The organism is Microbacterium sp. NPDC097977, assembly GCF_040302605.1.
Taxonomy (GTDB): domain Bacteria; phylum Actinomycetota; class Actinomycetes; order Actinomycetales; family Microbacteriaceae; genus Microbacterium.
The window spans coordinates 13,757-27,295 of sequence record NZ_JBEOUR010000003.1 but is presented as its reverse complement, the minus strand read 5'-3'; the positions used below and the strand labels follow the sequence as shown (position 1 = coordinate 27,295).

Annotated in this window: 12 protein-coding genes; 3 read left to right on the top strand and 9 right to left on the bottom strand. The window is 68.9% G+C overall.

What is annotated here, in order from left to right; translation table 11 throughout:
• Positions 1-60 precede the first annotated feature (60 nt).
• Together ABTZ43_RS01325 and glgB are read left to right on the top strand one after the other, a co-directional pair.
• Positions 61-2,136 carry an alpha-1,4-glucan--maltose-1-phosphate maltosyltransferase gene (locus ABTZ43_RS01325; RefSeq protein ID WP_350537585.1) on the top strand — a complete coding sequence of 692 codons (2,076 nt, stop codon included), beginning with the start codon at positions 61-63 and terminating at the stop codon, positions 2,134-2,136.
• Positions 2,133-4,337, top strand: coding sequence for a 1,4-alpha-glucan branching protein GlgB (gene glgB / locus ABTZ43_RS01320; RefSeq protein WP_350537584.1), 2,205 nt, complete (start codon positions 2,133-2,135; stop codon positions 4,335-4,337). Before ABTZ43_RS01325 ends, glgB begins: the two co-directional genes overlap by 4 nt.
• A 61-nt stretch (positions 4,338-4,398) precedes the next feature.
• Here glgB and ABTZ43_RS01315 read toward each other — a convergent pair whose 3' ends face one another.
• Together ABTZ43_RS01315 and ABTZ43_RS01310 are read right to left on the bottom strand one after the other, a co-directional pair.
• Positions 4,399-5,322, bottom strand: a complete 924-nt coding sequence (locus ABTZ43_RS01315; RefSeq protein ID WP_350537626.1) for a tetratricopeptide repeat protein — start codon at positions 5,320-5,322, stop codon at positions 4,399-4,401.
• Between the two features lie 5 nt (positions 5,323-5,327).
• Positions 5,328-7,418, bottom strand: coding sequence for a DUF8094 domain-containing protein (locus ABTZ43_RS01310; protein WP_350537583.1), 2,091 nt, complete (start codon positions 7,416-7,418; stop codon positions 5,328-5,330).
• 181 nt (positions 7,419-7,599) lie between these two features.
• On the opposite strand from ABTZ43_RS01310, the gene ABTZ43_RS01305 reads away from it, so the two are divergent.
• Positions 7,600-8,661, top strand: a complete 1,062-nt coding sequence (locus ABTZ43_RS01305; RefSeq protein ID WP_149423111.1) for an AI-2E family transporter — start codon at positions 7,600-7,602, stop codon at positions 8,659-8,661.
• Here ABTZ43_RS01305 and ABTZ43_RS01300 read toward each other — a convergent pair.
• The 7 genes from ABTZ43_RS01300 to pyrH all read right to left on the bottom strand — a co-directional run bounded on the left by ABTZ43_RS01300 (position 8,658) and on the right by pyrH (position 13,481).
• The gene (locus tag ABTZ43_RS01300) at positions 8,658-9,377 is read right to left on the bottom strand and encodes an alpha/beta hydrolase (RefSeq protein WP_056417216.1); all 720 of its coding nucleotides are present in this window, start codon (positions 9,375-9,377) and stop codon (positions 8,658-8,660) included. The two genes, ABTZ43_RS01305 and ABTZ43_RS01300, sit on opposite strands and share 4 nt — an antisense overlap.
• Positions 9,374-9,661, bottom strand: coding sequence for an Rv1322 family protein (locus ABTZ43_RS01295; RefSeq protein ID WP_149423112.1), 288 nt, complete (start codon positions 9,659-9,661; stop codon positions 9,374-9,376). The genes ABTZ43_RS01300 and ABTZ43_RS01295 overlap by 4 nt, the downstream gene beginning before the upstream one ends.
• Before the next feature lie 9 nt (positions 9,662-9,670).
• Positions 9,671-10,351: an aggregation-promoting factor C-terminal-like domain-containing protein gene (locus ABTZ43_RS01290; RefSeq protein WP_253386018.1), complete on the bottom strand. Its 681-nt coding sequence runs from the start codon at positions 10,349-10,351 to the stop codon at positions 9,671-9,673.
• 48 nt (positions 10,352-10,399) lie between these two features.
• Positions 10,400-10,984: a DivIVA domain-containing protein gene (locus ABTZ43_RS01285; protein WP_056417210.1), complete on the bottom strand. Its 585-nt coding sequence runs from the start codon at positions 10,982-10,984 to the stop codon at positions 10,400-10,402.
• The gene (locus tag ABTZ43_RS01280) at positions 10,984-12,138 is read right to left on the bottom strand and encodes a phosphatidate cytidylyltransferase (protein ID WP_056417207.1); all 1,155 of its coding nucleotides are present in this window, start codon (positions 12,136-12,138) and stop codon (positions 10,984-10,986) included. Before ABTZ43_RS01280 ends, ABTZ43_RS01285 begins: the two co-directional genes overlap by 1 nt.
• A gap of 5 nt (positions 12,139-12,143) precedes the next feature.
• On the bottom strand, positions 12,144-12,698 hold the full coding sequence (gene frr / locus ABTZ43_RS01275; protein WP_056417204.1) for a ribosome recycling factor: 555 nt from the start codon (positions 12,696-12,698) through the stop codon (positions 12,144-12,146).
• Between the two features lie 66 nt (positions 12,699-12,764).
• Positions 12,765-13,481, bottom strand: coding sequence for a UMP kinase (gene pyrH, locus ABTZ43_RS01270; RefSeq protein WP_045255213.1), 717 nt, complete (start codon positions 13,479-13,481; stop codon positions 12,765-12,767).
• Positions 13,482-13,539 lie beyond the last annotated feature (58 nt).

Sequence of the window (13,539 nt, the reverse complement as noted above, 5' to 3'; positions counted from 1 at the left end):
CGGCGCGCCGGAGCCGTCGGCGCGCTACCCGCTGTGCGTCCGGGGCGGTACATTCGGGGAGTGGCCGCACGTACAAGCAGCATCCGTCCGAATGCTCTCCGGAGCCCGTCTCAGATCCCGCTGCGCCCCGTCGGCGCCGTATCGGATGGCGAGGGCCTCCGCACGACGAGGATCCCGCTGCTGGATGCCCGCCCCCGCGTCCCCGAGGGATTCCCGCCCAAGGCCGTGGTCGGCGAGGTCGTGCCGTTCAGCGTCGTGTCGTTCCGCGAGGGCCACGACATCATCGGGGTGCACCTGCGTCTGACCGCGCCGGACGGCGACGAGAGTCTGCACCGTCTCACGCCGCTGCTCGACGGCACCGATCGGTGGGCCGCCGACGTCGCCATCGACGTGCAGGGAGACTGGTCCTTCCGCTTCGAGGGATTCGCCGACGACTTCGCGACCTGGGCCCACGCCGCCGAGCTCAAGGTGGCGGCAGGTGTGGATGTGCCGGTGATGGCCGCTCTGGGCGCCCAGTTGCTGTCCCGCGCCGCTGCGGAGAAGGATCGGCCCGCGGCGCAGCGCAAGAGGCTGGCCGGCGTCGCCGCCTCGCTCGCCGACGGCGACGCCGCGACGACCATCGCCGTGTCGACCGACCCGGAGCTCGCGCACATCTTCGCCGACCGGCCGCTGACCTCCCTGCGCTCCGTCTCTGCCCCGCACCGTCTGCTGGTCGAGCGCACCGCGGCGGGCGTGGGTGCCTGGTATGAGTTCTTCCCGCGCTCCGAGGGCGCGCGCCGGCTGAAGGACGGCTCGATCAGGAGCGGCACGTTCCGTACCGCGGCCAAGCGCCTGCCCGCGGTCGCGGCGATGGGCTTCGACGTGATCTACCTCGTTCCGGTGCACCCGATCGGCGTGACCAACCGCAAGGGACGGAACAACACGCTCACCACCGAGCCCGCCGACCCCGGCTCGCCGTATGCGATCGGCGCCGCAGAGGGTGGTCACGACGCGATCCACCCCGACCTGGGCAAGCCCGCCGACTTCCGGGCGTTCGTGCGTGCCGCTCGGGCGGAGGGGCTCGAGGTGGCCCTCGACCTGGCGCTGCAGGCGTCGCCCGACCACCCGTGGGTCGCAGAGCACCCGGAGTGGTTCACGACGCTGCCCGACGGCACGATCGCGTATGCGGAGAACCCTCCGAAGAAGTATCAGGACATCTATCCGCTCAACTTCGACAACGACCCTGAGGGCATCTACCGCGAGATGCTGCGGATCGTCCAGCACTGGGTGCGCGAGGGCGTGAAGATCTTCCGTGTCGACAATCCGCACACCAAGCCGTTGCAGTTCTGGGAGTGGCTGATCGCCACGGTGAACGCCGTGGATCCCGACGTCATCTTCCTCGCCGAGGCGTTCACCCGCCCCGCCGTCATGCGGGCGCTGGCCGCCGTCGGATTCCAGCAGAGCTACAGCTACTTCACGTGGCGGAACACGAAGGCGGAGCTCGAGGAGTTCCTCGCCAGCGTCTCGCACGACACCAGCGACTACATGCGGCCGAACCTGTTCGTCAACACCCACGACATCCTCACCGAGTACCTGCAGTTCGGCGGGAGGGCCGCCTACCGCATCCGCGCGTGCATCGCCGCGACGGCTGCCCCCGTGTACGGCGTGTACGCGGGGTACGAGCTCTTCGAGAACGTCGCCCGCCCGGGCTCCGAGGAGAACATCGACAACGAGAAGTACGAGTACAAGGTCAGGGACTGGGAAGGTGCCGAGGCGGCGGGCGACTCACTGGCGCCCCTGCTGCGCCGGCTCAACGAGATCCGCGATGCCCACCCCGCGGTGCGTCAGCTGCGCAACCTCTCGGTGCACTGGAGCGACGACGATGCCGTGCTCGTCTACAGCAAGCATCTGGACGCCGCGTTCACCGGGACCGGCTCCCCCGACACGATCCTCGTGATCGCCAACGTCGACCCGCACTCGGTGCGTGAGACCACCGTTCACCTCGACACCACCGTCTGGGGTGTCGAGCCTGGCGAGCCCTTCGAGGTCGAGGATCTGCTCACCGGAGCTGTCTGGACCTGGGCCGATCACAACTACGTGCGCCTCGACGCCTTCGCCGAGCCGGTGCACATCCTGAAGGTGAGGAGCCGAGCATGAGCCACGCAGAAGATACGACGACGACGTCGGAATGGACCGCGGTCGCGGCGGGGGGCCACCACGACCCGCACGCCGTCCTCGGCTCGCACCCGGCCACCGATGCGAGCGGACGCACCGTCACCGTCATCCGCGCACGGCGGCCGCTGGCCGAGTCCGTCGCAGCGGTGTTCGAGGACGGCTCGCGCCTGCAGCTCGCACACGTCGCAGAGGGCATCTGGGAGGCTCAGCATGCCGGGGCACCTGTCGCCTACCGTCTCGCCACGGCCTATGCGGGAGGCGAGGAGACACTCGCCGGAGACCCGTACCGGCACGGACCCACGCTCGGAGAGCTCGATCTGCATCTGATCGCGGAGGGACGCCACGAACGGCTGTGGGATGCACTCGGCGCCCACCCGCGCGTGGTCGACGGAGAGTCCGGTGTGGCGTTCGCCGTCTGGGCTCCGAACGCGACCGCGGTGCGCGTCGTCGGCGACGTCAACGGGTGGAGCGGCGAGTCCCACGCGATGCGCTCGATGGGCGGAAGCGGGATCTGGGAGCTGTTCGTCCCCGACCTCGCTGCGGGCACGACCTACAAGTACGAGATCCGCACCAGAGACGGTTCCTGGATCTTCAAGGCGGACCCGATGGCGCAGGCCGCGCAGGTCCCGCCGGAGACCGCCTCGGTCATCACGCAGTCGACGTACGCCTGGTCGGACGGTGCGTGGATGACGCGGCGTGCGGCGACGCACGCGGTCGCTCAGCCGCTCTCGGTCTACGAGGTGCACCTGGGATCCTGGCGGGGTGGTCTCAGCTACCGCGATGCGGCGGATCCGCTGATCGAGCACGTGACGGAGACCGGCTTCACCCACGTCGAGTTCATGCCTCTGGCGGAGCATCCGTTCGGAGGTTCCTGGGGCTACCAGGTGAGCGGGTACTACGCCGCCACGAGCCGTTTCGGCAGCCCCGACGATCTGCGATACCTGATCGACCGCCTGCATCAGGCGGGCATCGGCGTGATCATGGACTGGGTTCCTGGGCACTTCCCCAAGGATGCGTTCGCACTCGCCCGGTTCGACGGACAGCCCCTGTACGAGCACCCGGATCCGCGCCGCGGCGAGCACCAGGACTGGGGCACGCTCATCTTCGACTACGGCCGCGCCGAGGTACGGGGCTTCCTGGTCGCGAACGCACTGTTCTGGCTCAGCGAGTTCCATGTCGACGGGCTCCGTGTCGATGCCGTCGCATCGATGCTGTACCTCGACTACTCGCGCAACGACGGTGAATGGGAACCGAACATCCACGGCGGCAGGGAGAATCTCGAGGCCATCCGGTTCCTCCAGGAGGTCAACGCCACCGCATACCGCGTGCACCCCGGCGTGCTGATGATCGCGGAGGAGTCCACCAGCTTCCCCGGTGTCACCGCCCCGACCGATCACGCGGGCCTGGGGTTCGGTTTCAAGTGGAACATGGGCTGGATGAACGACTCGCTCCAGTACATCGAGCGCGATCCCATGTACCGGGCGCACCACGAGGGCGAGATGACCTTCTCGTTCGTCTACGCCTTCGGCGAGAACTATCTGCTGCCGATCAGCCACGACGAGGTCGTGCACGGCAAGGGCAGCCTCGTCTCGAAGATGCCGGGCGACCACTGGCACAAGCTCGCGAATGTGCGGGCGTACCTCGGGTACATGTGGGGGCACCCCGGCAAGAAGCTCCTCTTCATGGGTCAGGAGTTCGGGCAGCTCGGCGAATGGTCCGAGTCTCGCGAACTCGACTGGTGGCTGCTCGATCAGCCCTCGCACGCGCAGCTGCAGGGCTTCGTCGGCGAACTCAACCGCGCCTACCGCGCGCAGGCGCCGCTGTGGGAGCGCGACAGCGACGGATCCTCGTTCTCGCGCCTCGGGGCACCGAGCTGGGATCCGAACGTGATCGCGTTCGAGCGCCGTGACGCGCACGGCGGTCGGGTGGCCGTGATCAGCAACTTCGCCGGCCTGGAGCGCAGCGGATACCGCCTGACCCTCCCCGGAGCCGGGGTGTGGCAGGAGATCCTCAACACGGATGCTGCCGCCTACGGCGGACGGGGCTCGGGAAATCTCGGGATGGTCGTCGCTCATGACGACGGCGACGGCGTCGCGTCCGCGACCATGACGCTGCCCGCACTGTCGACGATCTGGCTGCGCTACGAGGGAGAGCCGCACGTCCCGACGATCACCCACGGGTGACCGTCTGCGCCGCGCGGACGCTGATCGGCAGATGCCGAGTGCCGCCCGCGCGGCGGACGCCTCAGAAAAGCAGTGACGTGAGCCTGTTGCGCGCCGTGACGACTCGGGGGTCGGTCACGCCGATGAGCCCGAAGAGCTCGACGAGGCGCTCGCGCACCGGCGTGCGCTCGTCCGACGGCAGCTGAGCGAAGAGGTCCAGCAGCCGACCGAAGGCATCGTCGACGTGTCCGCCGGCGAGATCGAGGTCGGCGACGTCGAACTGCGCCGCGATGTCCAGCGGACCCGCTGCCGCCGCGGCCCGTGCGTCCTGGAGGTCCAGCTTCTGGACGCGCTCCAGCAGACGCACCTGCCCCAGTCCCGCGATGGCATCCTCGTCGCGGGGGTTCTCCGCGAGCGCCTTCTCGTAGGCGACGATCGCGGCCGCGTAATCGCCCATCTCGATCGCGGCGAACGCCTCCGCGTGCAGCGGCGGCATCGGCGGCTCTTCGGGCGCGTCAGGCTGCTCGGAGGGCGCTCCCACATCGAGCGAGCCGGTGACGCCGTTCTGGGCCGCGAGCTGCAGGAGCTGCGCGAACACCTCGCGCACCTGCTGCTCCGGCACCGCTCCGGTGAACATGGGGACCGGCTGGCCCGCGATCAGCGCGACCACCATGGGGATCGACTGCGCACGGAACCCCTGAGCGAGCTGCGGGTTGGCATCGACGTCGACCTTCGCGAGCAGCACCTTGCCGCCGAGCTCGCGCGTGACCTTCTCGATGATGGGGCTGAGCTGCTTGCAGGGTCCGCACCACTCCGCCCAGAGGTCGACGACCACCGGAACGGTGCGCGACAGCTCGAGGATCTGGCCGAACGACTCGTCCGTCGCGTCGACGACCACATCGGCCATGGGCGCCCCCGTCTGAGGCTGCGCGCCGGGCGCGGGAGCCGCGGGACGATTGCGGAGGGAGGAGAGGTCGACAGCACCTCGGAGAGCGGCGGGAGACATTTCGGTCACTTGATCACCTCGACGGAGAGAAGGTCCTGGCGCACGGCGAGAAGCCGGATCTGCTCAGAGGACCCCTGGGCGGGGACGGAGAAGAACAACTGGAATTCGTACTTGGTGGTGACGCCCTTGGCGGACTCGGTCACCCCGGTCAGCGCTTTCGCCTGGGCGTTGTCGCCGAAGCGGATCACGGCATCGGCAGAGGTCGGCGTCACCGACTCGGTGTCGATGAGCGAGACCGCGACGATCGCACCGCTGTCGAGCGTGGCCATCGACACCGGCGCGGGATCCGCGGGCACGATGTCGAACGAGGTCTGGCTGGTCTCGGCCGCGCCGTTGTCCGCCAGGTTCTGAACCACAGACTGTCGGCTGTCGCGGATCGACTGCGCGAGGTTCTGCGAGAGCTCGTCGAACTGTCCGTACGACGCACTCTGCTCGCCCTCGTCGACCGCATCCGCGAACATCGTCGCGAGGTCGGCGGGTCGGATGCTCAGGAATGCGGAGTCGTCGGGGATGAGCGACGTGCCGAGCCAGGCTGCGGCGACCTTCGGGAAGGCGGCGTCCGCCGACATCTCGGCCATGTTGTCGACCCTGTAGTTCGACCACGGGTCCTGCTGCGTCATCGTCAGGATGACCGGCGGGATCGTGTCGTCCCCGCTGCTCTTGGACAGCAGCAGCACGGTGCGCGGCCAGCGGTCGGTCGCCTCGGGGAGCACGACCTCGACCTCATCGGTCGGGATCGCCGCGGGAGGGGTGGTGTCGGGCAGAGCGGTGCGCAGCGCGTACTCGGTCGTGCGAGCGGTCAGCGCCGGCCCGTCGAGTCTCGTGGCCGCCAGATCGATGTCCATCGCGGCATCCGCGTCGGACAGCGTGGCCGAGACCTCCTGCAGGATGCGCTTCGCCTGCGCCTCGGTGACGGCCGGCGGCTTCTGGTTCTCCGGCGCGATGATCGTCGCGGTCGGCGACGGCGACGGGGTGCCCTCACCGAACTGCGGCCAGGACTCGGCCGAGCACCCGGTCGCGATGAGCGCGGTCAGAGCGATCGCCGGGATCGCCAGCAGACGTCGCCGGCGTGCCGGCGCGGATGCGCGTCGCTCCGACGTGCGGACATCGCGGCCGGACGTGTCGCTGCCGGGCGTGGCCGACGCGTCCGCGGGCTTCCCATCGGGTGCCGGAGCGTCAGTCGCCGAGGTGTCCGGCGCGGGCGCCGACGGGGTCTCCTCGATCACCGCGCGCTCCGCCGGCGGAAGCTGTGCGATGTCGATGGGCTCCGTGGGGGGAAGAGGGCCAGGGCCCTTGCGGCGCGGACCACGACCGCGGCGCTGATGGCGGATCGCCAGGACGTAGAGGACGAGGCCGACGAGGAGCATCGCGGCTCCGGCCGAGAGCAGCGGCCCCGCGAGCGGCGTCGACGTGTCGAGCGGCCAGGAGACCGCGATGTCCTCGGGTGCGTCTGCGGTGCCGTCGCGCGCGATGATCACGCTCACGCCCTCCGGGAGCTGCATGTCGGCGATGAGCGAGTCCGTGTCGGTGAAGGAGTCGAGCCAGAGGTCCGAGCCCACAGGGCTGCGTCCGGTCGTGGTCTCCGCCGCCGGAGCCTCCTCCACGGGAGCCTCCTCGGTGGCCGGCGTCGCTTCTGCCGCGGGGGTCTCCTCGGTGGCGGGAGTCTCCTCCGTGGCAGCGGACTCCTCGGGTGCGGGAGTCTCCTCCACCGCAGGGGTCTCCTCCGGGGCCGGGGTCTCCCCCGCCGTGTCGCCTCCGTCGTCCCCCGACTCTGCGGCGTCGACGAACGCGACGTCGATGTCGCCGTCCGCGCCGACCGAGGCGTGGTTGTACGACGAACCGGCGAGCCACGCCTCCATGTCGGCGGTCCTGCCATACGCCGCGAAGATGTCGCCGTCACCACGGACGAGGAGGGTCTGAGCGCCCGGGTGCTCACGCAGGACGTCGCCGTCCAGCAGCACATACGGGGCGGGTTCTTCCACGGCGACCGCCGCCTCCTGGGTCGACGGACCCATGAAGATGGTTCGCTGGGCTATGCCTGCAGCGATCAGTCCCGCGGCCAGCACGAAGGCCACGACGGCCCATACGAAACGCACGAATAGTCTCCTCACACGACGCGGGCGCACACCCGAGTCGCAACACTCGACGTTTCAGACTAGCGAAAGCTCCTGAGTGTTGCCCACGAGGGCATGCCTCACCCGGTCGCGCGGCACGTCGTGTCGGCGAGTCCCGGTGCGCTCGATAGCCTTGCAGCACCCGTATTCCCGAGGAGCCGCGATGAAGATCCACAACCCGTTCCGCACCGCCCTGGTGGCGACGCTCGGCGTGGGACTCGGCATCCTGCTTATCGGCAGCGTCGAGAGTCTGTCGACCGTGCTGCTCTACGTCGGCACCGCGCTCTTCCTGAGTCTGGGACTCGATCCGCTCGTCTCGTTCCTCGAGCGCAAGAAGCTGCCTCGCTGGGTCGCGGTGCTGATCACGATCCTCGGCGTCCTCAGCATCTTCGCCGGCATCATCCTGATCGTCATCCCGGTGCTGGTCGACCAGATCTCGCAGCTCATTGCCCAGATCACGGCCATCGTGCAGCGCGGCACCTTCCTCGAGGATCTGCGGCAGTGGATGGTCGACACCTTCCCGAACCTGAAGGTCGATGAGGTGTTCGCCTACGTCACGAACTGGCTCGAGACCAACCTCGCGCAGATCGGCGGATCCATCGGCCAGAGCGTTCTCGCGGCGAGCGGCGCCGTGGTCAGCGGGCTCTTCGGCGCGTTCATCGTCCTCATCCTGACGATCTATCTGACCGCCTCCACGCCGTCGCTGAAGCGCGCTGTCTACCAGCTCGCCCCCGCGTCGAAGCGGGAGCGCTTCATCGACCTGGCCGAGCAGATCACGGACTCCGTCGGCTACTACGTCATGGGGCAGGTCACGCAGGGGGTGATCAACGGCATCCTGAGCATGATCTTCCTCACGATCATCGATGCGCCGTTCCCGGCCGTGCTCGCCGTCGTCGCCTTCTTCTTCTCTCTGATCCCGCTCGTGGGAACACTCACGGGTTCGACGATCATCGTGCTCGTGTGCCTGATCCCGGGCCTCGGCTCACCGGCCACCGCGATCGCCGCGGCGGTCTACTACCTCATCTACATGCAGATCGAGGCGTACGTGATCTCGCCGCGCATCATGAGCCGGGCCGTCTCCGTGCCTGGCGCGGTCGTCGTGGTCGCGGCGCTCGCGGGTGGAAGCCTGCTGGGCCTTCTCGGCGCTCTGATCGCCATCCCGGTGGCAGCGAGCATCCTGATCCTCTACCGCCAGGTGCTGATCCCGCGGATGAACGAGCTCTAGGCCGACGGCCACTCGGTCGGCAGGGGAAGCGCCGTCGGATTCACCGCTGCGACGATCTCCGTCAGCACGCGGCGCGTCTGGCTCTCCCCCACCCACAGGTGCTTGCCGCCCTCGACCGCGATCAGTGTCGCGTGCGGGATGGAGGCGAAGCGCTCCCTGGCCTCGGGCGGGCGGAGGTAGTCGTCGAGCTCAGGCACGAGGACGACCACGTCGACGTCCGAATCCGCCCACGCCGCGACCTCTGCGGCTGTCGCACGGTGCAGCGGAGGCGAGAGGAGGATGATGCCCTCCACGTCGTGCTGGCGCCCGTACTTGAGCGCGAGCTCCGTGCCGAACGACCAACCGAGCAACCAGGGACGAGGCAAGCCGCGTTCGCGCACGAAGTCCATCGCGGCGGCCACGTCGAACTGCTCCGCCGCTCCCCCGTCGAACGCCCCGTCGCTGGTGCCTCGCGGCGAGGTGGTGCCCCGGGTGTTGAAGCGCAGCACGGCGAGGTCCGCCAGTGCCGGGAGACGTGCCGCCGCCTTGCGGATGATGTGGGAGTCCATGAAGCCACCGGCGGTGGGCAGCGGATGCAGCGTGACGAGCGTCGCCACCGGGCCCGACGATTCCGGCATCGCCAGCTCGCCGACGAGGCTCAGCCCGTCGGCCGTCTCCAGGACGATGTCCTCGCGTCGAGCCGGAAGCTCGAGCGGTCCACGAATCTCGATGCTCATGCGATCCTCCAACAGTGTGTGTGCCAGTGTCGCCGGGAGGCGAGATCTGCCGCGTCGCCCAGTACGCCATCGGCGCGCCAGACGACCAGGTGGGCCGTGCCCGGCGCGACGGTGCGTCCGCACCCCGGGCAGATGTACTCCTTGAGCGCCTGTGCCGCCGACACCGGCTGCACCGTCCACTGCGCGCCGCGGCGCACCTCGGAGCGCTTCCAGGAGGCGAGCAGGCGGTCGAGCGAATCCTCAGCGTCCGGGCGCGACGGACGGCGTCTGCGGGAGCGGGCCATGACGGCCGCTCACCACCAGTGGTTGTTCGTCCAGAACGCGTGCGCGCCGGCCCAGCTGCCGTACCGACCGGTCGCGTAGCCCGTCGCCCACCGGAGGTTGTCGACAGGGTCGTAGCCGTTGCCCGGCACCTTGCTGCACGGGAGAGCCTGGACGAGACCGCAGGCACCCGACGACTTGTTCGTCGCGTTCGGGTTCCACCCGCTCTCTCGCGAGACGATGTAGTCGACGTAGCCCCAGTCGGACTCGGCGATTCCGGCCGCAGCCATCCACTCCGCAGGAGCGCCGCCGCCGGTGTAGAAGAGCGGTCCGCCGCCTCCCGAGCCCGAACCGGAGTCACCGGAGGAGGCGGTCGAAGGGGTGGGCGTCGGAGTCGGCTTCGGGGTGACGTACACCGAGAAGGTGCCGCGCTGGATCGGAGCGATCTCGGCGCCCTCGACGGTCACGGTGAGGTTCTGCGTCTCGGTGAGCGCCGCCGCGTATGCGGATTCCGGCCCCTCGGCCAGGGGCTGCTCAGCCAGCGCCACGCCCGTCGGAGCGACCATGGCGGCGGCGAAACCCACGACCGCCAGAGCGCTGAAGAACCCGACCACACCACGTCGACGACTGCCCGAGCGCGCCGAGAGAGTCGCTGATGCAGGCATCGGCGAGACGTCGTCGCGGAGGGGGGTCATGTCGTTTCGGGAGTTCACGATAGAGGGGAGTCTACCCGGTGCGCTCCGAAGAGGCCACGAGAACGCTCAGCGAACGGCCAGGATCACGTCGACGGCCGCGTCCAGCAGGGCATCGACCTGCTCCTCGCGGTACCCGCCCCGCTGCATCCGGAACGCCGCGGACCGCAGCTGCTCGGCGGTCAGCGGCTCTCCGTCGCGGAGATACCGGGCGATCCGTCCGCTGACGTGGTCGACCTCGTCGATCCGGTAGCCGAAGGTGAGCACACCGGTCCGCGCGAAGCGGTGCTTCGCCGGGCGCGCGAGATGATCGAGGATGACCTGAGCCTCGTCTCGGGCCTGCTCCACCCAGGCGCCGGCCCCGGCGGAACGCACTGCGCGTTCGCGGGCGCGTGCCGCCAGAGCGTCCTCCACACGACCGAGAGCGGCGTCGACCTCGGCGACGACGTAGCCGTTCTTGACCAAGGGGAACGAGGCGACGCGCACGTCGGCGGCACTGAGGTCGTCGCCGTCCGCTTCGAACGCCGTCCGCGCTGCGGCGAGGAAGGTGTCGACGGCGGCGCGGTGGTATCCGCGCACTCTGCCGCTCGTCACCGAGAATGCCGGAGGCGCCTGTTCGGCACCGTCAGCGACCCGTTCGACATCGTCAACCATCAGAGCACCGTCCAGGAGGAGAAGAGGAAGTAGAGGCAGAGAGCCGGGATCGTCGACGGCAGGATGCTGTCGAGGCGGTCCAGCAGTCCGCCGTGGCCGGGGAGCCAGGAACTCATGTCCTTGATCCCGAGATCCCGCTTGAGCATGGACTCACCGAGGTCGCCCAACGTCGCGGACAGCAGGATCGCTGCGCCGAAGATCACGCCGATCCACCAGGGAAGGTGCAGCAGGAAGAGGGCGAGGAGCACTCCGGCCGCGACCGACGCGACCACGGCACCGGCGAAGCCCTCCCAGGTCTTCTTGGGGCTGATCTTCGGAGCCATCGGATGCCGTCCGAAAGCGAGGCCGGCCGCATATGCGCCTGTGTCCGCGGCCACGGCGATCGCGATGAAGCTCAGCACCCACCACTGCCCGTCCTCCTGCTTGAGGAGGATCAGCGCGATGGCGGCGAGGAACGGGACGTAGATCTGCACGAAGCCGCCGATGACGACGTCGCCGAGCACGTCGCCGTACGTCCGACCGTCCGCGGCGATCATCTGCCCGACCAGGCGCCAGACGATGACGAAGGCGACGGCGAGGAACAGGACGATCCAGACGAGCCACAGATCGAGGAAGAACGCCGACAGCACGATCATCGTCGCAGCCGCGAACTGCGGCGCCACGTCGATCCGACGTCCTGAACCTCGCAGCGCCAACGACAGCTCGTAGACGCCGAGCAGTGCCGCCGCCAGAGCGAAGGGCACGAAGAGCACCTTGATGAAGAGCAGTGACGCGAGCAGCGCGGCACCGAACGCCAGACCGATCAGGATCGCGAGGATCAGGTCGCGGCCGGTGCGCTCCTTGATGCGCTCGTTGGCCTGATCGAGCTGACCACGGGCATTCGACACGTGCGTGCCCAGCTCATCCCTGGCCGCGCGCCATTGCTCCCTGATCGCATTGTGATCGGCGGTGTCCAGCGAAGACGGGATCGAGGAGGAGGGAGCCGCCGGAGCGGAGACCGCGGGTGCGGGCGGCCGGGGCGGCACCACTGCGGGGTCGAACGCCGGGAACGCCCCGTCCTCGAGGGGTCCGCCGCCACTCGGGGTCGCCGAATCGCGCACCTCGCGGCGCATCGGCGGCGTGTCGGTGTCGTCAGCGGTGGGATCGTCGGACATGCCGCCTACACCTCGAGGAGCTCAGCCTCTTTGCGCTTGAGTGCGTCGTCGATCAGGTCGACGTGCTGGCGCGTGAGGGCATCGAGCTCCTTCTCCCCCCGAGCGATCTCGTCTTCACCGAGTTCGCTCTTGAGAGCATCGAGCTCGTCCTTCGCCTTGCGGCGGATGCCGCGGACGTGGACCTTCGCGTCCTCGCCCTTGGTCTTCACGAGCTTGACGTACTCCTTGCGACGGTCCGCGGTGAGCTCGGGCATGGTCACACGCACGAGGTTGCCGTCGTTCGTCGGGTTCGCACCGAGGTTGGGCATGTCGCGGATCGCCTGCTCGATGCTCTTCAACGCCGACTTGTCGTACGGCGTGATGATGAGCGTGCGCGCCTCCTGGTTCGCCAGAGAGGCGAGCTGCGAGAGCGGAGTCGGCGTCCCGTAGTAGTCGATGAGCACCTTCTGGAAGAGCTGCGGGTTGGCGCGGCCGGTGCGGACCGTGGAGAAGTCCTCCTTGGCGGCCTCGACGGCGCGCGCCATACGGGAGGTTGTTTCAGCGAGGACATCCGCGATCACGGTGACTCCTATCGTCGGGGTGTTCTGAAATTCTATCGGTCGCGGACGCCGGGCATCCGCAGGCACTCAGGACGTGACGAGAGTTCCGATGGGCTCTCCGAGCAGTGCGCGCGTGACGTTGCCCGCGGGCTCCATGCCGAAGACGCGCATGTCCATGTTGTTGTCCATGCACAGGCTGAACGCGGTCGAGTCGACGACCTTCAGACCGCGCTGCAGAGCATCCCGGTAGGTGACCCGTTCGATGCGCTCGGCATCCGCGTGCTTGTTGGGATCCGCCGTGTAGATCGCGTCGACGCCGTTCTTGGCGACGAGGACCTCCTGTGCACCGATCTCGAGGGCACGCTGCGCGGCGACGGTGTCGGTGGAGAAGTACGGAAGCCCCGCTCCTGCGCCGAAGATCACGACGCGTCCCTTCTCCATGTGGCGCTCCGCGCGGAGAGGGATGTAGGGCTCAGCGACCTGCGTCATCGAGATCGCGGACTGCACGCGCGTCGGCGCACCGGCCTGCTCGAGGAAGTCCTGCAGCGCGAGGGCGTTCATCACGGTCCCGAGCATGCCCATGTAGTCCGCGCGACCACGGTCCATGCCACGCTGACTGAGCTCGGCACCGCGGAAGAAGTTGCCGCCGCCGACCACGATGGCGATCTCGACACGATCGACCGCCGCGGCGATGTCGCGCGCGATCTGGCTGACGATGTCGGGGTTGACTCCCAGCTGGCCGGCGCCGAACGCCTCGCCGGAGAGCTTCAGAAGTACGCGACGGCGTCCAGTGCCTTCGGTCATGGGGGTGTTCCTCTCGTCCCGATTCAAGATAGTGCCTTGTGGGCATGAAGAAGGGGTT